A 24,822-nucleotide genomic window follows, 5' to 3' on the forward strand; every position below is an offset into this window, starting at 1 on the left:
CCCAAATCCCATCCCCAACCCCTCACAGCCCCTCCCACCCCATTATTCCATCAACCGTTCAATTAATATCTACCCCCTACCTGCTCAATACCCCCCGCATACCTGCCCCATATCTGCCCAATACCCGGCTGATACCTGCCCAATACCCGGCCCATAACCGGCCAAAAAACGGCAGTCCCCCATCTTTTTGGGGGACTGCCGTCCTGTTTTCCTTCCCTGTTCCCGTTACTATCTGTCTGCCGTGGCAGGCAGCCTCAGCCCCGCAGCCGTACCGGCCGCAGCACCTCATAGCCAATGCCCTCCGGGTAATGGCGCTGGTAGCACTGGCACTGGTCCTCGTTCCACTCAAAGCGACCCGCCGTATATGCGGCGGTACTAATACCGCTGGGGTCCGGCTGTTCGTTGCGCAGGTCATAGTGCCAGGCCAGCTCCTCCACCCTGGCCATCACCGCGCCGTTATCCTCCATATAGTCAAAAGGCGGGTGGTAAAACACAAGATAGTAGCTTCCGGGGAAGGCTTTCACCTCAAAGCCCTCCGGCACCGGGCCTTCGTAGCCCTCCGGTACCCCAAAGCCGTAGAAGTACCGGCGCTGGCCGTCCACATAGTGCCATCCCGCGGTATGGGCCGTCACCACCGGGTGGCTCTTATCCCGCATACTCTCGATGATCCCGCAAACCTGGTCACAGTCATGGTGCGCCCAGTAGTCCCCATAGCCGGTGGCCTCCTTGTCCCAAATGCCAATGTACTTGTGCGCGGGGATGTACTCTACCCGCACCCTTGCCTCTCTCAGTTGTTCCCTGCTCATGGCACTGCCTCCTTCTTGATCTCCGCTCCGCATCGCGGCATATTGCCAGGGGTGGAACACGTCCTTGCCCATAAACAGCGGGATCGGCCGGGGGCTCCGGCGGTAGGCGGCGGGTGTACAGCCGTAGGCCTCCCGGAAGGCCCTGGTAAAGGCCTCCTGGCTGGAAAAGCCCCAATCCAGGGCAATATCCAGGATGCGCCGGCGGCTGGCCCGCATTTCCACCGCTGCCTGGCTCAACCGCCGCCGGGCGGCGTAGCTTTTCATTGTGCAACCGCATACCCGGTGGAATAAAGTTGAGCAATACCAAGGCGAATACCCGATCTGCCGGGACATTTCCAGCAGTTGGGGCTCCTCCCGCAGGTTCTCCTCTACCCAGTCGATCATCCGCTGTACAGATGCATTCCAATGGTACAAGTCCATCCCCCCTGACAGGTATTAGGGTAGCATAAGGGGCCTATAAAAAGCTTGATGTCAGTTGCACAATCGTTCTTAGGCTTTCCGCCCGCCCAGCCGGCCCATGCGCACAAAGTACGCCGCTACCAGCAGCACGGCCGCCCCGGTCCAGGCGCCCACCTCGGCAAAGTAAATGCCGTCCTGGCCAATGGCCAGGGGCAGCAGCAGGGCAATGCCAATGCGCATGACCATCTCCATAAACCCGGAGGCCATGGGCACCACCGTATCCCCCAGCCCCATCAGCGCCGAGCGGTAGATGTGCAGCATATACAGGACCGGCAGGCACAGGCTCATAACCGCCAGGTAGCGGTAAGCAATGTCCATAGAGGCCGCCACCTCCTCCGGTGTGCCGGAGATAAACAGCCCCAAAATCCCCCTGCCAAACACCAGCATAGCCGCCGCAATCACCGCTGAAGTCAACAGGGCGATAACCGCCGCAGAGCGCATACCCGACTTTATGCGCTTGGTAAGCCCGCCTCCCAGGTTCTGCCCCACAAAGGAGGTAACAGCATACCCATATGATGTGGCTGCGATCTCCAGCAGCCCATACAGCTTGTTGGTAGCGGTGAACCCGGCAATAAACAGCATCCCGAACCGGTTCACCACGGCCTGCACCACCATGCCCCCTACCGAGATAATGGCGTTTTGCAGCGCCACCGGGAAACCCAGCCGCAGCAGATGGGCAGCCATCCCGCGGGAGGGCCGCAGATCTCCGGGCTGTAGCTGGATCACCGTGATCTTCCTGATATTCCCCATACAGTACACCGTAGAAATCCCCTGGGCGATCAGCGTGGCCGCAGCCGCCCCCGCAATGCCCCAGTGGAACCCCATTACAAACAGCAAATCCAGGGCAATATTTACCACCGTGGCCACTACCACCGCATACAGGGGGGTTTTGCTATCTCCCAGCGCCCGCAGGATAGACGCCAACAGGTTATAGGCCGTTATCACCGGTATGCCGCCGAATATAATGCGCAGGTACAGCACCGAGTCCCCGATAATGCCGTCAGGGGTATTGAGCAGGCGCAACACAGGGACCGTCAGTAGCTGGCTGGCCGTCAGCATAACCACAGCCGCCACCGCGCACAAGGTTGCCGCCGCCCCCACAGACTGGGACAGCCGCCGGTAATCCTTCGCCCCAAAATACTGGGCCATCAGGATGGAAAACCCCTGGGCAAAGCCCTGCATCACACTGAGCACCAGCCAGTTGAGCCAGTCTGCCGCGCCAATGGCCGCCAGTGCCTGCACCCCCACTACTTGCCCCACTACCGCGGTATCCACTACCGTATATAGTTGCTGGAACATATTGCCCAACATCAGGGGCAGGGCAAAGGTCAGCAGTAGCCTCATGGGGCTGCCCTGTGTCATATTCCTGATACGCTCCGCCATAAAATCCCCTTTCCCGGCGGGCAAGGTAGCCCGCCGCTTTCCTGTAAGCCTCTCCTAATACAGCGCCTTTGGGCTGAAGCCGGCGTATTTCTACCGCTAAAAAGGCAGCCCTGCACCTCCGTTCCCACCAGCCCTTGCCTTACCACAGTTCCACACCAAAGGCCAGCGCGGCCTGCTGCCAATAAACCTCCGGTACCTGGGGCCAGGGGGCCTGTAGGCCGGTTTCCTGGCGGTAGAGTTCCGCCGCATAGCTGGGCACAGCGCCACAGGGATCCGCGCCGGTGAGCACATTGTACCGTAGCAGGGCGGACCACACCGGGGCCCGCTGGTTCAGGCCCGACGCCGTCAAATCATCCAAAGCCCCCTGCCAGTCATAGGGCACCGGCAAAAACTCCGGGACCCAGCGCCCTTCCCGCAGGTGCAGGAAAAGCATCTCCCCCTGTTTCGCCAGGGGCGTAGTTTCCACCCGGCCGGGCCGGGCACGGCAGTAGATCGGGTTCCCCACCGACCCGGCGCATATCACCCGCCGCCCCTGCCAGCAAAAGCTGATCCGCCGGTGGTTGTGGCCTTTCAGCAACAGGCCGGCGGGCAGGTTTTCCAGTTCCTGCCCGCCCTCCCGCATGGTACCCCGCACCTCTGTGGGGGAACCGTGGCAAATGGCGATGGGCGGCATCCCTTTTGGCCTCCATACATCGTAAATGGGCAGGCTCTCAAACCAGTCGATATCTTCCCCGGCCAGGTTCTCGTAACAGTGCAAAAGGGCCCCCTGGGCCGAGCCGTCCCGCCAGCCGGCGGGCTTTTTGCGGTAGGCGATCATGTACTCCTCCCGGTTCCCCCGCACAAACAGGCAGGGGTGCCGCCGGGCCGCCTCCCGCAACAGGGCCAGCACCCGCTGGGGGTAAGGGTGGTCGGTAACGTAATCCCCCAAAAACAGATATTGCCCCGCAGCTTTGGCCTCTGCCATGGCCAGGCAGGCCGCCAGGGCCCGGTAATTGCCGTGGACATCGGCAAAAACAGCCACCGTAAACGCAGACATGGAACCAGCTCCTTTCACCGGGCGTATGCGGGCCCGTTTTTTGCCGTGAATACCCAGGCCCCTATGGCCACCGCCACCGCCAGGTTCAGGGAGTCCACCTCCGGGCTCTGGGCGATGAACAGGCTTTTGCCGTACCGGGCAAATTCCGGGGGCAGGCCCGTGGCCTCGTTGCCGAAAACCAGGGTATACCGGGGGGCTGCCGGGCAGCTTTCCGGGGTAAGCACCGTACCCCCGCCCAACATAAAGGGGAAGATCGCCCGCCCTTCCCCATAGGCGGACAGGTATTGTTCAAAACCGGCGAACGTTTCCACCTCCAGCCGGAAGGCCGCACCCATGGACGCCCGCAGGGCCTTGGGATGCCAGGGGTCGGCCCCACCACCCACCAGCGCCAGGTCTTTGAGGCCAAAGCCCAGCAAAGTGCGCTCTATGGTGCCCAGGTTGCCCATATCGCCCGGATGCACCAGCGCTACATGGGGGGCGCCCTGCCGCAGCTTGCCGGGATATTTGGCAAACTGGGCAGCGGCGTAGCAAATCTCCTTTTGGGAAATACGCGCAAGGGCCCGGGTAGAGCACAAGCAGGGCACGCCCAGTTCCTCGCACCGGGCGGTAAGCTTGTCCCGTCCGGTAAAATCCTCATGATAATACACTGCCTGCACCTGTCCGGGCCGGGCAGCCAGCAGCTCAAAAGTCGGGAAGGGCCCCAGCGCGTACGAGTGGGGGAATTCCTTCTTATATTTTTTAGGGAGGTCTGGCATATTCGGCAACTCCTTTCCTAAGGTATTCCGTTAAGCGGTGCCCCTTGGCCCTAGAGTCTGTTTTAAAACCGGAGAAATGCCGGATTTTTGTCCAAAAACGAGGGCTTTCAAGGGAAAAACCGCAAGAAAGGCTTGCAGCCAGAAAGGCTTGCAGCCTTTCGAGGATTTTTGACACAGAAAGCACCGTTTTGGGGCAAAATAGACGGCGTTTCGGAGTTTTAAAGCAGACTCTAATGCCGCGGCGCATATCCCCCGCGCGGTTGGGGGCGCTGCTTGGCGGGCCGCGGCATAACGCCAGGCAGTACAAGCAACACCAGCCCGGCCAGGAAAACCACCACGATCCCTGGCAAGCTGCGCAAAAATGCCGCTGCCTGCCCACAGCCGGGCAAATACGCGCCAGATATCCCCACTACGGCCTGGGGGTCTACAAAGCCGCTGTCCTCCGCGCCGTCGCTTTTCAAAATGAACTGCCCTTCTGAGGTGCCGATGATCCTGCGCAGCGCAAGCCCTTCCTCTGTGCGTACCAGCACCGCCTGGCCGGGTTCCCCGGCACGGCCCATCTCCACCAGCAGCAGGTCCCCTTCGGCATAGGCCGGCTCCATGGCCATGTCCTCCACCGTCCAAAAGGCCCAGCCCCCCAGTTGGGGCGGGGTATGCCCCTCCACGGTTTCGCCCACATATAGCCGGATATTCAGCCCCAACAGCAGTACCCATACCAGCGCCAAAATCCCCCGCAGTAGGTGGATCAAAGCTTTCATAAACGCCCCTCCTCATTTGCCAGCAAAAATCTGGCCACACCATCCTCCCCATTGCTGCCGATGACCCCGGTAGCCGCCGCTTTCACCGGCTCCATCGCGTTGGCTACCGCATAGCTTTCGTCCGCCACGGCGAACAGCGGCAGGTCATTCATGGCGTCCCCAAAGGCCACCAGCCTGTCACAGCCCAGTTCTTCCTTCAGCCGCAGGGCCGCCTGGGCTTTCGTGGCCCCCTGGGCTGTCAGTTCCAACCAGTATTCCGTGCGGTAAAGCTCCTGCTGAAAGGTGCCGTTGAGCCAGCCGAGCCCGCCCAGCCGCTCCCAAAGGGGCGCCAGCGGCCCCTGGCCGTCAATAAAGGTAAAATAATAGGTTTCCCCCTGGAAAAGCTCTGCCGGGTCCGTTACCGGCAGCAGGCGGGGGTCATCCCTACGGGTTTGCAGGTAGTGCTCCATACCCGGATGCCTGGGCCTGCCGGGCTCTGCCATATACATCACCTGTTCCCGGCCCTCCAGCACGGCGTATACAAGTGGCCAAATATCCTGTTCCCGCGCGGCGGCCAGTATCTCCGCCCGCTGGCCCGGCGTAAAAAACTGCCCGTCCCGCCGGGCCCCGGTGGCCCCTTCTACCAAAAACGCCCCGTTGTGCACGATCCAAGGCAGGCCGGGGGAAAGCCCCGCTGCCACCTTATGGGCAGAATGCCACGAACGGGCCGTGGCAAAAGTAAACCGCATCCCCCGGCCTATCAGCCGGTTCAGCGTTTCGGCTGTAAAGGGCGGCAAGCGGTCGTCCCGGCCCAGCAAAGTGCCGTCTAAGTCGCTGATATACAGTGTTTTCACAGGGTTCCCCTCTTTCCCGGCCCGCAGCAGGGCGCAAGGCCAATATCTTCTCCATTCTACCATGAGTTTGCAAATATTTCCACATGAAAACCAACAAATCACAATAAATTTTGCAAGAACGGGGCAGAATATTTCATCGCCCGCCCGCTTATAAATAAAACAGGCAAAAACCAGGACAGGGGGCGGGCTTATGGGCAGGCAGAAGGGAAAACGGCTCTACATCCTGCTAAAGCTGGACTGGCGGGCTATTCTGGGCCTGGTGGCGCTGGCCGTGGGCGCCGCTGTAGCGGTAACCGCCAGCGCTATGGCTGTGGAAGGGGTCGATATCCCCGTTGTGATGTACCACGCCCTGTTAAAGGACGAGGCCCGCCACGGCCAGTATGTCATATCCCCGGCTGAATTTGAGAGTGACCTGCAATACCTGAAAAAGCACGGCTACACCACCATCCTGATGGAAGACCTGATCGCCTACACAAAGGGGGGCGAACTGCCGGAAAAGCCCATCCTGCTCACCTTTGACGACGGGTACTATAACAACTATCTCTATGCCTTTTCCATTGCCCGGCAGTATAGCTGCAAGTTCGTTATCTCCCCCATTGGCCGCTGGGCCGATACCTACAGCGAAACCGGGGAAACCAACGCCTACTATACCCATGCCACCTGGGCACAACTGAAGGAAATGGCCGATTCCGGCCTGGTCGAGGTGCAGAACCACAGCTATAACCTGCACGAAAAGCGCGGCGGCGCCCAGGGCGTGCAAAAACGCCCCGGCGAAGAGGAAACAGCCTATCAGGCCCGTATTTCGGCAGATATCCTGAAAGCGCAAAACACCTTTGAAGAGCACCTGGGCCGCCGCCCCAGCACCTTTGTGTACCCCTTTGGCGCGGTCAGCGAGAGCACGGGGGAGGTGGTCAGGGGGCTGGGTTTCCAGGCTACGCTGATCTGCCGGGAAAAGCTAAACCACATCACCAGGGACGGGCAGTCGCTGTACGGCCTAGGCCGGTACCTGCGCCCGTCGGGGATGAGCAGCGCGGCCTTCTTCGAGCAACGGATGGGCCTGCAATAAGCCTGCCCGTTCCCTTCCACCCTATCATTTGTACGGAGGTTCCCATGCCAAAACTATATCTAAAACCCTCCTCCCGCCCCTCCCCCTACCCCAACGGCGGCGACGAGGCATATTGGATGCACAAGCTGGCGGCCGCCATGAAAAAGGAACTGGCCGGCCACGGTATAGACTGTGTACTGGGCGGCAGCCCGCCCCCCGGCTGCGGGCTGTGGCTATACCTGTCCAGCCACGCCGCCCCCGCGGAGATGCAGGCCAGGATCAAAGGCGCGGGCCTGTCCTACTACGCCTACAGCCCCTCCGCCAAACAGGCCGCCGGGATTTTCACGGCAGCCCTTCAGGCAATCTACCCCCAACCTGAACTGGTTGAGGCCGCGCCTACCCCCGCCCGCGAGGAACTACGGGACGCAAAGGCCCCTGCCCTGTTGATCCAACTGGGCTACCATGACAACCCCCAGGACGAGGCCTGGCTCACCAGCAGCATCCTCCCCATTGCGGTTGGCCTAGCCAAAGCCGCCGCGGGTTTCCTGTATGCCGATGCAGGCGTTTGACCAGGCGCTGGAGGCCCTGTGCACCTGCCTGTTTGGCTGGCACGTGCTGGGGGCAATTTTGGCCGCAGGTGCTTACTTTTCGTACCAAAGCTGCTTTTACCAGCTATTGCACGCGGGCCGCTGGCTAAAGGCCGCTCTGGGCGGCAGCCGCCAGGCCGGGCAGGGGGTATCGGGTTTCCAGGCCCTTACCGCCGCGCTGGCCGGATCCATCGGCACGGGGAACATTGTTGGGGTTGCGGCCGCTATTACCGCCGGGGGGCCGGGGGCGCTTTTCTGGATGTGCGCCTCGGCCACGTTGGGCATGATGACGGTGTTTGCAGAGAATTACTTTGCCGCCCTATACCGTTGCCGAGGCGGCAAACGCCGCCCAAATACCGCAGGCCCCCTGCATTACATAGAGAAAGCCGGGCGTTTTGGGGGCGCCCTGGCTGCCATTTACGCTGCCGGCTGCTGCCTGTCGTCTTTAGGCATGGGCAATATGGCGCAGACCCACGCCCTTGCGGCGGCCTGTAGCAGCCTGGGCTTACCGGCGCCCCTGGCCGCTGCCGGCGCCGGGCTGTTGGTATTTTTTGTGGCCAGGGGCGGGCTGGGCTTTGCGATCAAAATCACCGAAAAGCTGGTGCCCGCCATGACCTTCCTGTTTTTGGGGGCATCGCTGGGGGTCCTGTTCGTCTACCGGGCCAACCTGCCCGGCGCCATCAGCAGCATATTCGAAAGCGCGTTTTCCCTTCGGGCCGGGGCGGGTGGCGTAGCGGGTATGTTTATTGCCATGCGCACCGGCGTAGCCCGTGGCGTGTTTACCAATGAGGCCGGGCTGGGCAGCGCCGCCTTTGCCTACGAGGGCGTAAAAGGCCGCTCTCTGGAGGAATTGGGCTGCCTGGGCATTTTTCAGGTATTTGCCGACACCATCGTAATGTGCACCGTTACCGGCCTGTGCATCTTATGCAGCCGCCCCCCCGCGCTGGAAGGCGCTGCGCTGACCTTTTACGCCTACCGCTCCGCCCTTGGCAGTTGGGGCGGCGGGGCCGTATCCCTTTGTACCGCCCTGTTTGCGCTGGCAACCGTCGTCGCCTGGTGCTGTTATGGCCGTGAGGCATTGCTATACCTTACCCGCGGCCGGTACCAGTGGGCCTACCCGCTGGCCGCCGCCCTGGCCGCCGTTATAGGCTGTGTTGCCCCGTTGCAGGTGGTGTTTCAATTGGGGGACGCCTTCAACGGCCTGATGGCAATTCCCAACCTGATTGCCCTGGGATGGGCCGTTAAGGCCATGGCAGGCCCGCCCCACAGTTTTTTCGCCGAAAATTCCAAAAAGGGCTAGTATTTTACCGCAAACTGTGTTAAAATAAATCAATTAAACTATCTCCCTCCTGCCGCTGTTATGCCCCCATTTTGCGGGAAACAGCCCCAGGAGCCATTCCCACATAAACTGAAAGGGGAAATCAACATGAAACTGATCCTGGCCATTGTGAGCAATGACGACAGCGGGGCCGTGTCCTCCGCTTTGACCCGCGAGGGCTTTTCAGTTACAAAACTGGCTACCACCGGCGGCTTTCTCATGGCCGGCAACACCACCTTTATTTCCGGCGTAGAGGACGAAAAGGTAGACGAAGTTATCGGCATTATTTCCAAATACAGCAGCCGCCGCACCCAGATCGTCCCCCATTCCTCCACGATGGAGGTGGGTATGTACTCCTCTTTCCCCGTTGAGGTAACGGTGGGTGGTTCCACCATCTTTGTGCTAAATGTAGACCGGTTCGAGAAGGTATAAGGGCGGCATGGAATTCCCCGGTTTTCTGGGCAACGAGCCTGTTAAGGAGGCCCTTTCCGCCGCTTTTGCCTCCGGGCGTTTTCCCCACGCGGTCATTTTACAGGGCGAGGCCGGCACGGGCCGGCACACCTTTGCCCGGCTGCTGGCCCAGGCTTTGGTCTGCCACCGGCCGGGGGAGGCCCCTTGCGGCCAGTGCCCCGGCTGCATCCGGGCCCAGGCGGGCTCTCACCCGGACATACACCTGGTGGCAAACGAAAACCCCGCCGACAGGGCCAAACCCCTGCGGGTAGAAACTATACGCAAACTGGCCGAGCAGGCCAGCCGGGCCCCGGTAGAAGGGGAGCGGAATGTTTTTATTTTGGAGTTGCAGGAGCAGACCACCGCCATCGTACAAAACAAGCTGCTCAAACTTATTGAAGAGCCTCCCCAGGGGGTCATCTTCCTGATGGTGTGCATAAACGCCCAGTCCCTTCTGCCCACCATCCGTTCCCGTTCCCAGATATACACCTTGCAGCCCCCACCAGAGGAGGAGGCTGCAAGGTGGCTGGCCCACCGGCAACCTGTCACACAGGAGCAGGCGCAGGCCCTGGCCGCCCTTTGCGGCGGGAACCTGGGCCGTATGCAGGCGGGGTTGGCAGCGGATAGCGGCGTGGGACAGGCTATGCAGATCGCGATAGAATTGGCCGGGGCTATCCTGGCCCCAGGGGGGGACCCTATGCTCAAGGCAGCCGTCCCGCTGCCGGGAAAGCCCGCGCTTTTCCGGCAGGTGCTGGCCAAACTGGAACTACTCTTCCGGGACGCCTGCCTGCTACGCTGTGGCGGCACGGGAACCCTGAGCGGCGCGCCGGAAACCGCCCGCCGCCTAAGCAGCCAGCCCCTTGCCCGGCTGACGCGCCTGGCCGCGCTGATGGAGGTATACCGTCAGCGGCTGGAGCGCAACGCCAACCCCCAACTGCTTGTCACCTGTTTTTGCGCCGACCTGCGGCTGGGGTAAACCGGGTGGCTGCGTCATCGCGCCCCTTAAAACAAACGTCAGGCAAAGAGAAGGGGCGTATCTTTATGCCCCCTCATGGTGTATAAGCCTTATAGAATCGGGCCTATACGCCGGCAGGATATCAGCAACCAGACAGGAGAAAAAGCATGGCAGAAGTGATCGGTGTACGGTTCAAAAGCACAGGTAAGGTATATTATTTTGACCCCGGCGGGGCCCGGCTGCAAAAGGGCGAGATGGCCATTGTGGAAACAGCCAGAGGCATGGAATGCGGCGAAGTGGCGATGGAAAACCGGGAAGTACGGGACACGGCCATTGTGCAGCCCCTGCGCAAGCTTATCCGTAAGGCTACGCCAGAGGACCTCCGGCAGGTAGAAGAAAACCACCGCAAGGAAAAATCCGCTTTCAAGGCCTGTGAAAAGCGCATTGCGGCCCGCAACCTGGAGATGAAACTGGTAGACGTAGAATATACCTTTGACAACAGCAAGATCCTCTTCTACTTCACCGCTGACGGCCGGGTGGATTTCCGGGAATTGGTCAAAGACTTGGCCGGTATGTTCCGCACCCGCATTGAGCTCAGGCAGATCGGTGTACGGGACGAGGCCAAAATGCTGGGGGGCCTGGGCATATGCGGCCGGCCGTTCTGCTGCGGCTCTTTCTTGGGCGGGTTCCAGCCGGTGTCCATCAAAATGGCCAAGGAGCAGGGCCTTTCCCTTAACCCGATAAAAATCTCCGGCGCCTGCGGCCGGCTGATGTGCTGCCTGAAATATGAGCAGGAAGCCTACCAGGATCTGCTGCGCACCACCCCAAAGGTAAACGCTATCGTTTCCACCCCGGACGGCAAGGGCGTGGTGATCGAGCAGAACCTGCTGACCCGCAAGCTTACCGTACGCTTGGACAAGGACCCCAGCGCCGCGCCCAAAGTATTTACGGTTGATCAGGTCAAGGTGCTTAAGGACGGCAAAGTAAAGATAGACCGCCAGGAACTGGAAAAACTCCGGGAGTTGGAATAGTGCCGCTCCGGCAGGTTTTCCGGCCAAAAAGTTGCCGGCAAAAAAATCCACCGGCATAAACGGGAAAAACAGTTGCAATTTCACAGAAATATGTTAGAATAGGGTTAGCGCGGCGGAACTGCCGTGCCCAAACTTACATGGAGGTGTTTGTTATGCCTTATACCATCAATGACGAGTGCATTGCCTGCGGCGCTTGCGCCGGTGAGTGTCCTGCCGATGCCATCACCGAGGGTGACGGCAAGTACGTGATCGACCCCGACAAGTGCCTGGATTGCGGCGCCTGTGCCGGTGTCTGCCCTGTTGGCGCGCCCCAAGAGGGCTGATGCCTCAAGCAAACAGCAGAAAAGCGGAGCCCAAAGGGAAACGGCGGGTTTCGCTTTTTTGTGTTTTCCCATACCCATTGATCCCAAAGCCTGTACCATAAGCGCCAAAAGCCGGGCTACCCTGTGCCGGTACAGGCCCTTACCAAGGAGGATGCCTATGGAACCCCACTGGGAACCCCTGGGGCCAGGCTGCAAGGTCTTAGTCAGCCCCAGCCACCGCTTTAACACCGATACCCTGCTGCTGGCCCACTTTGCCCGTCCCCGCCCCGGCGAGCCCTGTGCCGACTTGGGCTGTGGCTGCGGCGCCATTGCCCTGCTGTGGTGCCACAGGGCCGCCCCCGGCCCCGTGGTAGCCATAGAGATTCAACCCGAAGCGGTGGACCTGGCCACCCGCTCTGTACGGGAAAACGGTCTGGAAGGGGCCATCCGGGTCATGCAAGGGGATATACGGGCATACAAGTCCCTCTTACCCCATCAGGGCCTGGGGCTCATCGCCTGCAACCCACCCTATTTTGTCCCCGGCACAGGCCGCGCCAGCGCCGACCCGCAGCGGGCAGCGGCACGGCACGGGGATCAGCTACCGCTGGAGGCCCTGGCCCAGGCTGCCCGGTTCAGCCTGAAATACGGGGGCAGGCTTTGTGTCTGCCTTCCGGCCTGGCGCCTGGCCGAGGCCGTGGTGGTGTTCCATCAGCATGGCCTGGAGCCCAAACGCCTGCGCCTGGTTCAGGCCAAACCCGGCAAGGCCCCTTACCTGTTGCTGATGGAGTGCAAAAGCGGTGGCAAGCCCGGCCTGGACGTGGAACCTCCGCTGCTGATCCACGAGGAGGGCGGGGACTTTTCCCCGGAAATGACAGAAATCTACGGCGGCTACACCCAGGGCCCCCGGAAAGGAGCAGGAACATGAGCACACTGGAAAAGGGCGCGCTGTATGTGGTCGGCACACCCATTGGCAACCTGGGGGACTTCTCCCCCAGGGGCCGGGAAACCCTGGCCCAGGCCGACTTTATCGCCGCGGAAGATACCCGTGTTACCCGGAGGTTGCTGGCCCATTTTGACATCCACAAGCCCATTATCAGCTATTTCGAGCATAACAAGCGAAGCCGGGGGGAGGAGATCCTCCAGCTCCTGCGGGCAGGGGAAACCTGTGCCTTGGTGTCTGATGCGGGAATGCCCGCTGTTTCCGACCCAGGAGAAACCCTTATCGCTGCCTGCGCTGCCCAAGGCTTGCCCGTCTATGTGGTGCCCGGCCCTACCGCCGCCATCTCGGCCCTGGCCGTCAGCGGCCTGCCCACCGGGCGGTTCACCTTCGAGGGTTTCCTCTCCGTGAATAAGCACAGCCGCCGGGAGCATCTGCGGCAGGTAGAAAACGAAACCCGCACCATGATCTTTTACGAGGCCCCCCACAAGCTGCGCCGTACCCTGGGGGACTTTGAAAAGGCCTTCGGCCCCAACCGGCCCATTGCCCTGGTACGGGAACTGACCAAACTCCACGAGGAGGTCTGGCGCACCACCCTGGCCCAGGCAGCCGCCCACTACCGGGAGCACGAGCCCCGTGGCGAGTTTGTATTGGTGGTCGCCGGGGCGGAGCCGGAACCGCAGGAAAATACCTATACCCTGGAGGAAGCGGTTGAACTGGCAAGGGAACTGGCCGGGGAAGGGTGCCCGCCCAGCGAGGCCGCCAAGCAGGCCGCTAAAACTACCGGCTTGCGCAAGGCGGATATCTACAAGGCCCTGGCAGGGGGAGATACTGCCTCTTGACAGTCTGCATCTTTTATGGTATTATATTTATACTCCATTTGGATCATAAATATAATACAAAAGTGAGGGCTACCCATGGCAATGACTGTCCACAACAACATCAACCTCAGCGAGAAAGTTTCGGTAAACATCAACAGCTCCACCCTGGCGGCTATGGATTTGCTGGTAGACAACGGCTATTATTCCAACCGCAGCGATTTTATCAACCAGGCCCTGCGGGAGGCCCTAACCCGCAACGAGCCCAACATTGCCCGGTGCGCGGAAAGGGCCGGCAACCAACTAAAAGCGGGCCAGTGGTTTATGGGCGTTATGGTGCTTACCCGTGAGAACGTGGAAGAACTGCTGGAACAGGGGCAGACAGTAAGCATCAGCGGCTACGGTGTGCTGGTGATTGACAAAGCCGTGCCCTCCCAGGATCTTTTCAACGCTGTGCGGGAGATTAGGGTAAAGGGCCGGGTGGTGTGCACGGAGGACGAAAAACAACATTACGGCCTGCGCTGAATACCGCTTTTGCCGTCATGTACAACCTTTTACAAACCCTATATGAAGGAGGAACCCTCTATGCAATGGTTTTTTGCGGATGACCACACCCCGCCGGTATTTACCGCGGAACAGCATATTAAAAGCAAACATATCACCGGGGCCATCCATTCCCTGCCGGAAAAGGCCGTACTGTTCTGCCTAGGCCGGGGCCTGCCCCTGCTGCGGGAGTGTTTTCCTACCCGCCTGCTGGCAGAACGCCTGCCGGGGTTCATCACCCATAGCCCGGCCTTTGCAATAGAGGGCCGGGAGGGTCTGTGCTTTTTGGACGGAGGGCGGGGAGCGCCTCAGGCCGCCTGCACGGTAGAAACCCTCCACGCCCTGGGTGTAAAGGAAACCCTGCTGGTGGGCCTTTGCGGGGCCTTTGGGGAGGATATCCAGGTAGGCGACGTGCTGTTGCCGGAGAAAATTTTGGTGGAGGAGGGCAGCTCCCTGCACTACTCCGCCCAACCGGTATATGCCCAGCCGGACAGCCTATGGGCGCCGGATGTGCTGGAAAGCCAGTTCTCCGCCCAAGGGCTGGCCCTTAAGTGCCGGGACACGGTCACCACCGACGCCGTGTACCGGCAAACCTACCACAAAGAGGCTCTTTGGCGGGAAAAGGGCTGCGTGGGCGTGGATATGGAGGCATCGGCAACGGTGAATATCTGCCACTACTTTGGTATGCGGTGCACGGTGCTGCTACTGGCCTCTGACAAACACCCCCTGACCCCCAATGCCCCCGCCTGGGCCTGGGGGAACGGGGACTTTGGCCGCCAGCGGGACGGGTTCCTGGCAACCTGCATCCAGTTGGCTTTGGCATGGCCCAAAGCGCTCCGGTAAATCCCGCCATGGTATTCCGATGGTCAGCCAATGCAGGATTGCGTTGCGCATTTCCTGGTTGCTTTTTCCCAGCCTCCTGGCGGTTGCCTTTCAGGCAGAAACAAATCTTAGGTCCTATTCCATGGGTTTCGCTGATTCCATGCCTTTTCATGTGCTTGATTTTGCCATCTTGGCACTTCACACACAATACGGGTGTTTTAAAACAAACGCTAGTGTCTACGCTTTTTGGGTATAAAAAAACGCCCCTTCCGCAGCCCGCGAACAAAACGTTCCCCAGCTAACAGGGCCAGTAAGATACCAGCAAAGGTCAGTATATACACAGGTAATTTCCCTTCTCCAGTCCCCTGTATATAAATGGAATCATCTGATATTCCACCATTACTGGTAGGCGGCGCCCCTATCCCGCCTCCTCCCGCCCCGCCCGGCGAGGCCCCTGGCGTAGCCGTGGGTTTCGGTGTCCGGGAAGGTTTTGGCGTAGCCGTAGGCTTAGGCGTCCGGGAGGGTTTCGGTGTAGCCGTAGGCTTAGGTGTCTGGCTGGGCTTAGGCGTAGCCGTAGCCTTCGGGGAGGCTGTAGGCTTGGGGGTGGCTGTTGGCTTAGGGGTACGCATAGGGGTTGGTTCTGCCGTGGGCTTAGGCGTGGCGGTAGGTTTGGGGGTAGGCGTCACCTTTGGCGTAGGGCTGGGCCGGGGTGTAGGCGTAGGTTTTGGGGTGGGCAGGGGCTTTACCTGCCGGTGCACCGTAACAGTATAGACCCGTTTTGTCGCCCGGTCCGCGGCAGTCACGGTGATGGTAAACAGGGTATCGCTGCCGCCCGCGCCTAAATTACGGCGGTTTACCCGGTAAGTAGCGCCTTCAGGCACTTTTACAATGTAATCTATTGTAGTAACACTATAGGGCACATCTGCCGTATAGTCCGCAATTTCCCAGGAAAACGCCGGTTCCAGGTTGCCGGCGCTGGGTTGCAGGCCTAGCAGCCTAGCATCACTGCTGGGCGGTGGCAGCACCGTATAGTGAAGGTCTTGCACGGTCTGGTCTTTCAGCAAGCCGCTGGCGGTAACAACCTCCCGCAGGGTTATACGGAACACCGCGTCCTGCACAGTGTCTGTATCCAGCCGGAAACGCAGGGCCAACACCTCGCCCTCCGTCAGGGTCAGGCCGTCGCGCATGGTAAAGACCCAACTCTCCGTCCCCTCGGTACCTGTATGGGAGATATACCCCTCCTGCCTGGCATCGCTGCCCACCATAGACCAGCAAGGGTCGCTGGCAACGTCCAGCAGCAGAGCAGAGGCCTGGTGCAGGCTGCCGTCATAATGTAGCAAAATCTCCACCACATCCCCCTTCTTTCCTGTGGTTTCGCTTAGGGTGATGGCAAACCCATTGGTGGCGGCCCGGGCAGGGCAACGCAAGCAAAGGAGAAACAGAAACAGCCCCAGCCAGAGGAACAGGCGGGGCGGTTCTTTCACTGGGGCAAACTGCAAAGGTTTTTGATTCGATCTGCACATAGGTTTCCTCCTTCTCACCAGAGCCGTAGGGCCTGGCTTGTTTCTCTTTCTAATTTTCTATTATACTGTATAAAGAAGTGCATTGTCAATGCATCTCAAGATATTGTATGTGAATAGAGTTTACCTTTCCCTTGTCCCGCAAGGCGTCCTGGAGGCCTGCTCAGGGCGTTCTATTGGCCTTTGCGCCCCGCATATGCTGGTAACAGAAAGCGGGGCGTTGCCATGTTCATGACTGTAAAGTTCAGGAAGAAATTTCTCCTTTTTCTGATGCCGCTGGCGGTTCTTTTGCTTGCCCCGGCCCTTACCCATGCCTTTGCCGCCTCACAACAGGGCGATTTCCCCAAGTGGGTGGACTTTGACCCGCCAGCCTCCCTGCTGCGCCAGGCGCTGGAACTGGATATAGCCACCTATGACACCCCCGGCCATGTAGATTGGGTGCAACTGCTGGCCTATCTGGCGGCAAAATATGGGGGCGACTTCTCCCTTTGCCACACCGGCGACCTGGAAAAAGCCGCCGAGGTGTTGCAAGGTGGGGATAGCCCGCAGGATATGCCCGGCTTTGGGTACTACCGGCAGGCGTATGAGGCTGTGCTGGGGGGGTTTGTGGGGGAGTATGCCCTTTTAGGGGAAGAGGGCTGGGAGCCCGCCTACGGCCTGAAGGCGTACTCCCCTATAGCGGAAACCTTCCCTTATTCGGACTATGACGATTTTGGGGTCAGCCGGGAATATGGCTACCGCCGCCGCCATCTGGGCCATGACATGATGGCCGCTGTCGGTACGCCTGTCATCGCCGTAGAGAGCGGTGTGGTAGAGCAGTTGGGTTGGAACCAGTATGGAGGCTGGCGGGTGGGCATCCGCAGCTTTGACGGATACCGCTACCACTACTATGCCCACCTGCGCAAAGACCGGCCCTTTGCGGAAGGGCTTAGCCTGGGGGATACGGTAATGGCCGGGGACGTCATCGGCTACGTAGGCCGCACCGGGTACAGCGCTACGGAGAACGTCAACGGCATTGAACAGAGCCACCTGCATTACGGCCTGCAAATCATCTTTGACGAGAGCCAGCGGGAGGGAAACGGGGAGATCTGGGTGGACGTATACCAGCTTTGCCGGCTGCTGCGTAGCCACCAAAGCACCGTCCAGCGCAACGACGAAACCAAGGAATGGACCCGCGTCCAGCCCTTCCACGAGGATATCCCCGGCTGAGGGGGTAGCCGTGCACCTTTGATTTGCCGCATTCCCAAGGGAAAATGGCACAAAAAAGGGGCTGTGGGGGATTCTTTCCCCACAGCCCCGGCCGGTATGGCCGCGTCAGTCCAGGATCATCAGGTCGCGGATGTACTTGATGGTATAGCGCACGCCCTTGTCACCCTTCTCCCCCTGCCAGGTAGCAGAGTGGGGCTCAATGGCCAGGTAGCCGTCATAGCCGTATTTATACAGGATGGCAAAGAAAGCCCGCCAGTTGATCACGTCAATGCCCGCGGGGGGGTTATCATACCAGTTGTTGCTGGCAAAGGCTTTCGGCAGCAATTCGTCCTTCAGTTCGGGATGATTCTTTATAAAGTCCATCATGGCCCACTGCTGCTCCTCGCGAGAGTCGCCCCGCTGGATCACGCCCTTGACATGGCAGTACTTAAAGTGGGCGCCCCACTCCAGGCCCTCTTCCAGGTAGGCGCCGTTCTGGCCGCCGTGAACAAAGCTGTGGGAGGGGTCGTACTTAATGCCCAGGCCCGGTACCTCGCTGAGCACCAGTTTCCACTGTTCGGGGGTGCGGATGTAGTTATCGCCCATGCAGCAGTTGACAATGGCGGTTTCCATGCCGTGCTCCTTGGCATAAGCCACAATATCGTTAAGCACCTTAATGGCTGCGGTGATGTTTTTATAGTAGCTTAGGCTCTCTACATAGTTGACGCTGCACAGATAGTGCTTGGCCCCTAGGTACGCGCCAAAGTCGATAACAGCCTTTACCTCTTCCCACTCGGCGGGGACAACCTGGCCGTTTTCGTCCAGGATATGGCTGGCCCAGCGGCCTACCGCGCCAACCTCCACGCCTGTACGCTGACTGGCCGCCTTCATCTCCTCTTTAATGGCCATAAGCTCCGCCATAGGCGCGCCAAAGAAGTCGGAGGGGTTGCAGTCGAACTCCACAAAATCCAGGCCCAACTCCTTTACCCGCTCAAAGCTTTCCGGCTTAGGGGGCATGATGATACCAAGTTTCATAATGATTCCTCCTGTGTGTTGATGGGCAGAACTATTCCTCGCCGCTGTGCCGCTTAGGCCCCAGCGAGCCGTCCCCAGCCATGAGCTCGGTAAGCTCTTCAATGCGTTCCAGGGGGAAGGGGGGCTGGGCCAAAGGGCGCAGGGCAATGGACATCAATTTCATAGGGTTGTCGTCGGCGGCAACCCGGTTAGAACTGAGTTGCCCACACCGGCGGCACCGGTGGACGATTGCCCACTCGCCGTTTTTGCGCACCCATACGCTGATGGGCTCCATCAGCCCGCCGCAGTCCGCATCCCGGTCGCCGGGCTCGTTGTCCACGTGCAAGCTCGTCAGGCAGTTGGGGCAGTGGTTACGGTGCTGGGTGCCCGCGGCCTCAGGGGTAACCAGCCGCCCGCAGTGCTTGCAGGTAAAGCTGTCTGTGCAGGGGTGGTTTTGGAAATAGCCGTTCTCATATTTTCTGCGTTTGTTTTCCCGGTTCAAGTGGCATCCTCCATAAACTCGCGCGCCTACAGGGGCGGCGTTTTCAGCCTTAAAGGCCTACCTCCATTATAGCGTGAAACAGGGCGGGTTGCAAGGGGGAAGGCAGGGAAAAGTTCCCTCTTTTTGCGCAAAAAGAAAGAGGCAGGGTAGCCCCTGCCTCACATTTTTAAGGATGTGCCAGGGGAACCCAGCGCCCTCCTCCTTTTTAAACGGCGCCTTCCTGGAAAATGTCCCTGACGCCGGCCTTATGGGAAACACGGACCGTAAACGCCGCTGTAGCAAGGTTTGCCTGTAGGGTGGCTGTTTGCCCGTTGGCCTGCCATGTAATGGCCAGGCCTGTTCCCTGGGCGTGGATGGTAACTTCCGCGTCCCGGCGGAAAACCGGGCATTGGCTGCGGAATTTCAGCAGCGCCAACTGTTTTTGCACGACTTCTTTTTCCAGCCCTTCCCGCATCTGTTTTCCCGTTAGGTTGGTGCGGTTGATCTCCTTGTGCCCGCCTGCCCCGGCACGCTCCATGGCCTTATAATCGTTTTTCCCGGCAAACAGATCCAGGTACCACACCTGGGGCTTACCCGGCATAAAAAGCTGGATGGCCCGGGCCAAAAGCAGACGCCGGTCATCTTCGCCCAGGGCGCTGTAATAGGTGGCGTTCACCTGGTAGTAGACGTTTTTCTCCCCATGCAGGTCTTTGACGAAACCACCCCGCTGCACCAGCACGCTGATAAGGCGCTGGATCCGCTCCTCCGGCAGCAGGCCTTTTAAGTCCAGCGCCGGGATGCCGTCGTGGCAGCCCAGCATATTAACGGTGCGGATGCCCTTATCCACCAGTTCCTGTGCCCAGCGGGCCAGGTACTCGCCGCTGCCGGTTTCAAAGGCGTCCAAGATCAGCCCGGGTAGGAAGAAGTCATAGGCCATATAGCCCTTTGCGGCTATTTTCTCGTAGATTTTCTCCCCATAGCCCGCGTGGATCTCCGGCAGCAGGGAGAGGCCCAGGGGCGTGGCCATATCCGTGATATCCTGCAAAAGCTCCCAGATGTCCGGCTCGTTCAGGAAGTTTTTAGCCCCCACCCGTTTGGGGGCGTAGGCAAAGGCGTCCAGGCGCACGATCTTGGCGCCGAACCCGGCCAGCCTTTCCAGGGTTTGCCGGTAGAATTCCCGCACCAGCGGCGAGCGGATGTCCAGGTCCATCTGCCCAAGGTAGCGTTTTTTCCCGTCCCCGTCCACGTCTACCTGCTGGTAGAAGGTGTTCCAGTAGGGCTTGTTAACGCCGCCGGGGAATTCTACCATCAGCACGGGCAGGCCTGGCTTGCGGAAGAACATCTCCCGGATGTATGCCTGCCGGGGGACCAGCACGCCGGTTTCGTCCACCTCCCCGGTACCTGCCCAGAACCGGTTCCAGTCAAGGAAGAAGTCCCGGTAGGGGGAATTCTCCCCATGGGCCAGTAAATTCTGGAATTGGGGGGACTGGACGGAAAGGTGGTTCAAGACAAAGTCCAGTTTCAAACCTATCCCCAGTTCCCGGAGGGCGTCCAGGTCGGATTGGGTAGCGTTTTCGTTGTTTAGTTCGTACTCCACCACAGAGAAACCCCGGTCCAGGTCAGAGCAAAACAGGCTGGGCAAAATGTAAAACGAGGAAAAAGCCCCTTTCACCCGTTCGTCCTGCAAAAACGCCACCGCGCCTGCCAGGGTATTCCCCAGGCTGTCCGGGTAAGCGTTGAGCATAGGGTGGTTGTCGATCAATCCCATTTCCTTACCGTCCCTCCTCCATCATTTTTGCGTATTGGGCATAGCTTAACAACTGGCCGTCCTTGGAAACGATAAGCCGGGCCCGTTTGGCCCGCGCCTCCAGCTTTGCCTGCTCCAGTTCCAAAACCATGGTGATAAAGGGCGTGTCGGCGTTGGCGTCCCGGCCGCGGGCAAGGCGGTAGGCCCGGGTTTCCGCCGGGGTGCTGGCCAACAGCACGGGAATATCCACGCCTTCCAGCATCCGGGAGCCGCTGTGGGTCCACTCCAACACCAGCACATGGGTTTGGGAGAAATCCTTCTCCTCATACCAAAGGGCGGTATCGTCCCGGCCCATGCGTTTGAGCCAGATTTTCCCCGCGCCGTCCTTAAACTGCCGTAGCACTTGGGAGAGCTGGTCGTACTCCTGCTCCAGCCCGGTGCCCAGGTACCCGGACAGGGCCTCGCGCCCGGCCTGCTGGTAAGCGGCAAGCCAGGGGTGGGCCCCGCACTGGGCAGGGTCGGGGTCTGTACCGGCAAGCTGTAGTTCCTGCAAGGCAGCCTTGTGGCTTCGAGTGTAGCCGCCTGCGGCAAGCATCCCCCGGACGCCTGCGGTGCGGAACACGCGCATCCGCTCCATGTCGTTAAGCTGCGGGAAACGCCGGGGGTAATTATCCCCCGACAGGGTAAAAGCCCCCACCCCCAGTTGGTTGAGATAATAGGTAAGCAGGGCGGAAACGCAGGTTTTTCCCACGCCGCTGCCCCCTGAGATGGCAACCACGGCCCGCCTGGCCGGGTTCTGGCCCAGGGCCTGCCCCAACAGGGGTAACAGGGCCCGGAAGGTGGCGTTGGCCTTTTCGACAGACTGGGGGCCGATCCACACCTTGTCCCCGGGCATATCCCCCTGGGGAATGTCCTCCGGGACAGTGGGCGGTTCCCATGATGTTGCGGCCTGGGCCAGGATTTCTAGAATGTCATGGACCATAGGAAAGCTCCTTTCGGCAGAATATGTATACATATAGGCATACAAGGCGTGTCAGAGATCCAACGAGCCGGGCACGGCGGGGATGCCGGCACTGTTGTAGAGGTTCACCACGTACCAGCCGCCGGTGGCCAGGCGTACCTGGGTGGGCGCACCCGGCTGCAGGCCCTCCCCGGTAAGCAGAACCCGGTCCCCCTGGGCATGGGCAGCCAGCGTGCGTTCCGTGCCGTTTTGGAACACCCGCAGGCCGCCCAGTTGGTTGCCGTGGAGGGTGAGCCCGCTGCCGGCATGGGCAAAGGTAAGCGCCAGGGCCGATCCCTCCCATTGGGCGCCTGTAAGCCGGGGGGCGTCACAGAGGACATTCCGGCCGTACACGCGGTTTTGGGCCAGCAGGGCCAGCCGGTGGCCCACAGGCCGTTTCTGCTTGGGGTGGATGTCAAACTCCATGCCCACATCACTGGTGCTGGCCATGCCCGTAAGGGGTACGGTGTCCGCCGTGTGCTGCTGGGCTGCCCGGATAATGGCGTATGGCTCGCCGCTACAGGCCGCCCAGTGATCCAGGGGGGCCAACTGTACAAAGAGGAAGGGCAGTTCCTCCCCCCAAAGGCGCCGCCAGCAGCGGATGAGCGAGGGAAAAAGCGTTTGGTAACAATGGGGGTGGGCATCCCCGTCAGACTCGCCCTGGTAGTAGATAAACCCCCGCAGGCCAAAGGGGGACAGGGAACAGAGCATGGCCTCATACAGCCCGCCCGGCCGGTGCTCGTTTTTAGGGCCCATAAGCGGCGGGCCGGGCAGCGTTAGGCCCATCTCCTGTACCCTGCCCATAACTTCCTCCATAGGCAGGCCCTGCATCAGCATATCGTTGAGGGGCTCGGCCAGGATGTCCGTACGGTAACGGATGGGATCCTCCTGAAACCGCTTTTCGTACGCCTCCAGGTCAAGGCCCTGTACCGCCTGCTGGTATTCGTCCAGGTAGGCCTTGCCGCCGCCCTCCAGGATAGCCCCCTCGTCCATCCAGGAAACAGCGGCTGTGCCGCCCCAGTTGCAGCCGACAATCCCTACCGGGACCCCCAGCGCCTGTTGCAGGTCCCGTGCAAAGTAGTAGGCCACGGCGGAAAAGTATTCCAGGTTTTCCCTATCGCAGGGCCGCCAGAAACCGTAGGCTTTCCCATAAGGGGCCTCGTCGATTTGCCCAGGATAGGACACCTCCGGGTAATCAAAAAACCGGATGGCCTGGTTGGCACAGCGGGGGGCCTCTTCGGCCAGGCAGGCGTCGTGGCGCATATAGAATTCCATATTGGACTGGCCCCCAGCCAGCCAAACTTCCCCGATAAGGACATTGCCCAGCCGTATTTCCTCACCTTGGGAGGAAACCACGAAGGTTTCCTGGAAAGAAGGCTCCAGTGGCCCGCAGAGGGCGCGCCAGTTGCCGTCCGCGCCGGCGGTTGTGGTGAAGGTGCCGCCCTGCACCGCGACCTGAACCTGGGCGCCAGGCGCGGCCTTTCCCCATACGGAGATCTTTTTCCCCTGCTGAAGAACCATGTTTTCCCCAAAGATAACAGGGAGTGCCAGCATATCCATCTACCTCCTTGTGTGTTTGAAAAGGCTTACACGTTTTTTACCTTGTGGATCCACTTGGTGCCCTGAAGCCGGAAGGACATCCAGATGGCCTTGATCACATAATCGATGCGCAGCGCAATAAGTACCCAGAAAGGCGGCAGGTGCAGCACCAGGCCGCAAAGGTACCCCAGCGGGATAGAGGCGCACCACTGGAAGATGACATCCGCCACCATAAGGAACCGGGTGTCGCCGCCGCCACGCAGCACGCCCTTAGTAGTGGTGGTGCCGGTGGACTGGAACAGCACGATCAGGGCGCTGGCCTGCATCATGGATACAGCAATGCGGTATGTAGAGCCGTTGATCTCATACAGGCTGATGGACCATGTTCCCACCAGCAGCACCAGCACCGCGCTGACAGCCCCCATGACGATGCTCAGCAGCAGGAAGGACTGGCCCTCCTTGTGGGCGCGGCGGAAGTCGCCTGTGCCCACCGTTTGGCCTACCATGACCCCGGCGGCGCTGGCCACACCGGCTGTGGCCACAGCGCACATACGGTCCAGCACAGTGACGATGGAGTAGGCGCTGACCACCTCCCGGCCCATATGCCCCAGGATGACGGACAGCACGCTGCCGGAAACCCCCAGCAGGGTGTCGCTGATGACTGCCGGCAGGCCCAGGCGGCGGAATTCTTTGGCAAGGGCTGCCTTGGGGGCTTGCAAAAGCCCCCGGAAATTGTACCGAAAGGTCTTTTCGACCTTCAGAAGGTAGACCACGCAGACCAGGAACTCCACCACGCGCGCGCAGAGGGTACCCAGCGCCGCACCGGTCACACCCATGGGGGGCAGGCCCAGTTTGCCGAAGATAAAGACGTAGTTGCTGCCGATATTTACCAGGAAAGAAATGGACGAAACCACCAGCCCCAGCCGGGTATTGCCGATAGAGCGGACAAAGTTGGCAATGATGAGCCCCAGCCCATGGGGTAGGTACACAAAGGCAGTTACCCGAAGGTACCCGGCGCCTGTTTCGATCACCTGGCTGTCTTTGGTGTAGATGGACATGATCTGCCTGGGGAACAGGAAGGAAACTACGGCGAAAAAAGTGCCCAAAACGATAACGATCTGTAGAACCAGGTCGCACACTTTCCGCACCGTTTCCTTTTTCCCGGCCCCCCAGTACTGGGAGGCCAGCACAAGGGCCGCGGCGCTTAACCCCATGCAGAGGAATTGGTAGATCAGGTAAAACTGGTTGGCCAGCGACGAGGCCGAAATGGAAACCTCCCCCAGCTTGCCCACCATAACGGTGTCCATCATGTTGACCCCCTGGTTGATAACGCTTTGCAGGAGGACGGGCAGGGTAAGCAACACCATTTTTTTGTAGAACTGCCTGTCGGTAACAATGTATCGGCCCGCAAGGCCCCGTATGCTTGTGCGCTGTGACATAAGCGCTCCATCTCCTTTCAGCCGGTGGCTGGTTTCTGTTTTTTATGCCCCCATTA

At 60.2% G+C, this 24,822-nt stretch carries 25 protein-coding genes; 12 read left to right on the top strand and 13 right to left on the bottom strand.

Translation table 11 applies throughout. From position 1 onward, the window contains the following. Nucleotides 1-254: 254 nt before the first annotated feature. The 6 genes from U8U01_RS13880 to U8U01_RS13905 all read right to left on the bottom strand — a co-directional run bounded on the left by U8U01_RS13880 (nt 255) and on the right by U8U01_RS13905 (nt 6,030). Entirely contained in the window at nt 255-1,220 is a 966-nt protein-coding gene (locus U8U01_RS13880) for a helix-turn-helix transcriptional regulator (RefSeq protein ID WP_322175362.1), read from the bottom strand. Nucleotides 1,221-1,295: 75 nt separating this feature from the next. Further along, nucleotides 1,296-2,609: an MATE family efflux transporter gene (locus U8U01_RS13885; RefSeq protein ID WP_367575626.1), complete on the bottom strand. Its 1,314-nt coding sequence runs from the start codon at nt 2,607-2,609 to the stop codon at nt 1,296-1,298. 178 nt (nt 2,610-2,787) lie between these two features. After that, complete coding sequence (locus tag U8U01_RS13890) at nt 2,788-3,684, bottom strand: metallophosphoesterase family protein (RefSeq protein WP_322175367.1); 897 nt, start codon at nt 3,682-3,684, stop codon at nt 2,788-2,790. 14 nt (nt 3,685-3,698) lie between these two features. Next, nucleotides 3,699-4,439 carry a TrmH family RNA methyltransferase gene (locus tag U8U01_RS13895; RefSeq protein WP_322175370.1) on the bottom strand — a complete coding sequence of 247 codons (741 nt, stop codon included), beginning with the start codon at nt 4,437-4,439 and terminating at the stop codon, nt 3,699-3,701. Nucleotides 4,440-4,669: 230 nt separating this feature from the next. Then, nucleotides 4,670-5,197 carry a S24 family peptidase gene (locus U8U01_RS13900; protein ID WP_322175373.1) on the bottom strand — a complete coding sequence of 176 codons (528 nt, stop codon included), beginning with the start codon at nt 5,195-5,197 and terminating at the stop codon, nt 4,670-4,672. Further along, nucleotides 5,194-6,030: an HAD family hydrolase gene (locus U8U01_RS13905; RefSeq protein ID WP_322175375.1), complete on the bottom strand. Its 837-nt coding sequence runs from the start codon at nt 6,028-6,030 to the stop codon at nt 5,194-5,196. The genes U8U01_RS13900 and U8U01_RS13905 overlap by 4 nt, the downstream gene beginning before the upstream one ends. A 190-nt stretch (nt 6,031-6,220) precedes the next feature. Here U8U01_RS13905 and U8U01_RS13910 point away from each other — a divergent pair, with 190 nt between their 5' ends. The 11 genes from U8U01_RS13910 to U8U01_RS13960 all read left to right on the top strand — a co-directional run bounded on the left by U8U01_RS13910 (nt 6,221) and on the right by U8U01_RS13960 (nt 14,859). Continuing rightward, nucleotides 6,221-7,096, top strand: coding sequence for a polysaccharide deacetylase family protein (locus U8U01_RS13910; protein ID WP_322175378.1), 876 nt, complete (start codon nt 6,221-6,223; stop codon nt 7,094-7,096). 44 nt (nt 7,097-7,140) lie between these two features. Beyond that, nucleotides 7,141-7,644: an N-acetylmuramoyl-L-alanine amidase CwlD gene (locus U8U01_RS13915; RefSeq protein ID WP_322175381.1), complete on the top strand. Its 504-nt coding sequence runs from the start codon at nt 7,141-7,143 to the stop codon at nt 7,642-7,644. Next, nucleotides 7,625-8,962 carry an alanine/glycine:cation symporter family protein gene (locus tag U8U01_RS13920; protein ID WP_322175383.1) on the top strand — a complete coding sequence of 446 codons (1,338 nt, stop codon included), beginning with the start codon at nt 7,625-7,627 and terminating at the stop codon, nt 8,960-8,962. The genes U8U01_RS13915 and U8U01_RS13920 overlap by 20 nt, the downstream gene beginning before the upstream one ends. A 126-nt stretch (nt 8,963-9,088) precedes the next feature. Beyond that, on the top strand, nt 9,089-9,412 hold the full coding sequence (locus U8U01_RS13925) for a cyclic-di-AMP receptor (RefSeq protein WP_322175385.1): 324 nt from the start codon (nt 9,089-9,091) through the stop codon (nt 9,410-9,412). Nucleotides 9,413-9,419: 7 nt separating this feature from the next. Continuing rightward, nucleotides 9,420-10,406: a DNA polymerase III subunit gene (locus U8U01_RS13930; protein ID WP_322175387.1), complete on the top strand. Its 987-nt coding sequence runs from the start codon at nt 9,420-9,422 to the stop codon at nt 10,404-10,406. A gap of 146 nt (nt 10,407-10,552) precedes the next feature. Further along, nucleotides 10,553-11,416: a PSP1 domain-containing protein gene (locus U8U01_RS13935; RefSeq protein WP_322175390.1), complete on the top strand. Its 864-nt coding sequence runs from the start codon at nt 10,553-10,555 to the stop codon at nt 11,414-11,416. A gap of 152 nt (nt 11,417-11,568) precedes the next feature. Continuing rightward, nucleotides 11,569-11,739 (top strand): 4Fe-4S ferredoxin, encoded by a 171-nt coding sequence (gene fdxA / locus U8U01_RS13940; protein ID WP_322175393.1) that lies wholly within the window; start codon nt 11,569-11,571, stop codon nt 11,737-11,739. Nucleotides 11,740-11,896: 157 nt separating this feature from the next. Beyond that, nucleotides 11,897-12,643 carry a tRNA1(Val) (adenine(37)-N6)-methyltransferase gene (locus U8U01_RS13945; protein ID WP_322175395.1) on the top strand — a complete coding sequence of 249 codons (747 nt, stop codon included), beginning with the start codon at nt 11,897-11,899 and terminating at the stop codon, nt 12,641-12,643. Beyond that, on the top strand, nt 12,640-13,497 hold the full coding sequence (rsmI, locus tag U8U01_RS13950) for a 16S rRNA (cytidine(1402)-2'-O)-methyltransferase (RefSeq protein ID WP_322175397.1): 858 nt from the start codon (nt 12,640-12,642) through the stop codon (nt 13,495-13,497). Before U8U01_RS13945 ends, rsmI begins: the two co-directional genes overlap by 4 nt. A gap of 75 nt (nt 13,498-13,572) precedes the next feature. Further along, on the top strand, nt 13,573-13,998 hold the full coding sequence (locus U8U01_RS13955) for a hypothetical protein (RefSeq protein WP_322175399.1): 426 nt from the start codon (nt 13,573-13,575) through the stop codon (nt 13,996-13,998). Between the two features lie 60 nt (nt 13,999-14,058). Then, the gene (locus U8U01_RS13960; RefSeq protein ID WP_322175402.1) at nt 14,059-14,859 is read left to right on the top strand and encodes a phosphorylase family protein; all 801 of its coding nucleotides are present in this window, start codon (nt 14,059-14,061) and stop codon (nt 14,857-14,859) included. 209 nt (nt 14,860-15,068) lie between these two features. On the opposite strand, the gene U8U01_RS13965 is transcribed toward U8U01_RS13960, so the two are convergent. Continuing rightward, a complete protein-coding gene (locus U8U01_RS13965; RefSeq protein WP_322175406.1) occupies nt 15,069-16,361 on the bottom strand; it encodes a cadherin-like beta sandwich domain-containing protein in 1,293 nt (430 codons plus the stop codon). Nucleotides 16,362-16,628: 267 nt separating this feature from the next. On the opposite strand from U8U01_RS13965, the gene U8U01_RS13970 reads away from it, so the two are divergent. Next, nucleotides 16,629-17,567: a M23 family metallopeptidase gene (locus U8U01_RS13970; RefSeq protein WP_322175409.1), complete on the top strand. Its 939-nt coding sequence runs from the start codon at nt 16,629-16,631 to the stop codon at nt 17,565-17,567. Between the two features lie 105 nt (nt 17,568-17,672). Here the strand turns inward: U8U01_RS13970 and U8U01_RS13975 are convergent, their stop codons facing one another. From U8U01_RS13975 to U8U01_RS14000, 6 genes are all read right to left on the bottom strand, one after another. Then, a complete protein-coding gene (locus U8U01_RS13975; protein WP_322175413.1) occupies nt 17,673-18,581 on the bottom strand; it encodes a sugar phosphate isomerase/epimerase family protein in 909 nt (302 codons plus the stop codon). A 31-nt stretch (nt 18,582-18,612) separates the two neighbouring features. Beyond that, the gene (locus U8U01_RS13980) at nt 18,613-19,062 is read right to left on the bottom strand and encodes an RNHCP domain-containing protein (protein WP_322175417.1); all 450 of its coding nucleotides are present in this window, start codon (nt 19,060-19,062) and stop codon (nt 18,613-18,615) included. Nucleotides 19,063-19,267: 205 nt separating this feature from the next. Next, on the bottom strand, nt 19,268-20,809 hold the full coding sequence (locus U8U01_RS13985) for an alpha-amylase family protein (RefSeq protein WP_322175420.1): 1,542 nt from the start codon (nt 20,807-20,809) through the stop codon (nt 19,268-19,270). Nucleotides 20,810-20,813: 4 nt separating this feature from the next. Then, on the bottom strand, nt 20,814-21,770 hold the full coding sequence (locus tag U8U01_RS13990; protein ID WP_322175423.1) for a nucleoside/nucleotide kinase family protein: 957 nt from the start codon (nt 21,768-21,770) through the stop codon (nt 20,814-20,816). A gap of 51 nt (nt 21,771-21,821) precedes the next feature. Beyond that, nucleotides 21,822-23,342 (bottom strand): sialate O-acetylesterase, encoded by a 1,521-nt coding sequence (locus U8U01_RS13995; protein ID WP_322175426.1) that lies wholly within the window; start codon nt 23,340-23,342, stop codon nt 21,822-21,824. Nucleotides 23,343-23,374: 32 nt separating this feature from the next. After that, on the bottom strand, nt 23,375-24,766 hold the full coding sequence (locus tag U8U01_RS14000) for an MATE family efflux transporter (protein WP_322175430.1): 1,392 nt from the start codon (nt 24,764-24,766) through the stop codon (nt 23,375-23,377). Nucleotides 24,767-24,822: the final 56 nt, after the last annotated feature.

This window comes from Acutalibacter caecimuris, assembly GCF_034335085.1.
Classification (GTDB): Bacteria; Bacillota; Clostridia; order Oscillospirales; family Acutalibacteraceae; genus Acutalibacter; species Acutalibacter caecimuris.

What these genes read in the sequence shown, in the direction of transcription:
- U8U01_RS13970 (WP_322175409.1), top strand. Translation starts at nt 16,629, where the DNA reads ATGCCGCTGGCGGTTCTTTTGCTTGCCCCGGCCCTTACCCATGCCTTT.
- U8U01_RS13975 (WP_322175413.1), bottom strand. Translation starts at nt 18,581, where the DNA reads ATGAAACTTGGTATCATCATGCCCCCTAAGCCGGAAAGCTTTGAGCGG.
- U8U01_RS13965 (WP_322175406.1), bottom strand. Translation starts at nt 16,361, where the DNA reads ATGTGCAGATCGAATCAAAAACCTTTGCAGTTTGCCCCAGTGAAAGAA.
- U8U01_RS14000 (WP_322175430.1), bottom strand. Translation starts at nt 24,766, where the DNA reads ATGTCACAGCGCACAAGCATACGGGGCCTTGCGGGCCGATACATTGTT.
- U8U01_RS13915 (WP_322175381.1), top strand. Translation starts at nt 7,141, where the DNA reads ATGCCAAAACTATATCTAAAACCCTCCTCCCGCCCCTCCCCCTACCCC.
- U8U01_RS13885 (WP_367575626.1), bottom strand. Translation starts at nt 2,609, where the DNA reads ATGAGGCTACTGCTGACCTTTGCCCTGCCCCTGATGTTGGGCAATATG.
- U8U01_RS13900 (WP_322175373.1), bottom strand. Translation starts at nt 5,197, where the DNA reads ATGAAAGCTTTGATCCACCTACTGCGGGGGATTTTGGCGCTGGTATGG.
- U8U01_RS13985 (WP_322175420.1), bottom strand. Translation starts at nt 20,809, where the DNA reads ATGGGATTGATCGACAACCACCCTATGCTCAACGCTTACCCGGACAGC.
- U8U01_RS13890 (WP_322175367.1), bottom strand. Translation starts at nt 3,684, where the DNA reads ATGTCTGCGTTTACGGTGGCTGTTTTTGCCGATGTCCACGGCAATTAC.
- U8U01_RS13930 (WP_322175387.1), top strand. Translation starts at nt 9,420, where the DNA reads ATGGAATTCCCCGGTTTTCTGGGCAACGAGCCTGTTAAGGAGGCCCTT.
- U8U01_RS13955 (WP_322175399.1), top strand. Translation starts at nt 13,573, where the DNA reads ATGGCAATGACTGTCCACAACAACATCAACCTCAGCGAGAAAGTTTCG.
- fdxA (WP_322175393.1), top strand. Translation starts at nt 11,569, where the DNA reads ATGCCTTATACCATCAATGACGAGTGCATTGCCTGCGGCGCTTGCGCC.
- U8U01_RS13990 (WP_322175423.1), bottom strand. Translation starts at nt 21,770, where the DNA reads ATGGTCCATGACATTCTAGAAATCCTGGCCCAGGCCGCAACATCATGG.
- U8U01_RS13935 (WP_322175390.1), top strand. Translation starts at nt 10,553, where the DNA reads ATGGCAGAAGTGATCGGTGTACGGTTCAAAAGCACAGGTAAGGTATAT.
- U8U01_RS13925 (WP_322175385.1), top strand. Translation starts at nt 9,089, where the DNA reads ATGAAACTGATCCTGGCCATTGTGAGCAATGACGACAGCGGGGCCGTG.
- U8U01_RS13960 (WP_322175402.1), top strand. Translation starts at nt 14,059, where the DNA reads ATGCAATGGTTTTTTGCGGATGACCACACCCCGCCGGTATTTACCGCG.
- U8U01_RS13895 (WP_322175370.1), bottom strand. Translation starts at nt 4,439, where the DNA reads ATGCCAGACCTCCCTAAAAAATATAAGAAGGAATTCCCCCACTCGTAC.
- U8U01_RS13995 (WP_322175426.1), bottom strand. Translation starts at nt 23,342, where the DNA reads ATGCTGGCACTCCCTGTTATCTTTGGGGAAAACATGGTTCTTCAGCAG.
- rsmI (WP_322175397.1), top strand. Translation starts at nt 12,640, where the DNA reads ATGAGCACACTGGAAAAGGGCGCGCTGTATGTGGTCGGCACACCCATT.
- U8U01_RS13910 (WP_322175378.1), top strand. Translation starts at nt 6,221, where the DNA reads ATGGGCAGGCAGAAGGGAAAACGGCTCTACATCCTGCTAAAGCTGGAC.
- U8U01_RS13945 (WP_322175395.1), top strand. Translation starts at nt 11,897, where the DNA reads ATGGAACCCCACTGGGAACCCCTGGGGCCAGGCTGCAAGGTCTTAGTC.
- U8U01_RS13920 (WP_322175383.1), top strand. Translation starts at nt 7,625, where the DNA reads ATGCCGATGCAGGCGTTTGACCAGGCGCTGGAGGCCCTGTGCACCTGC.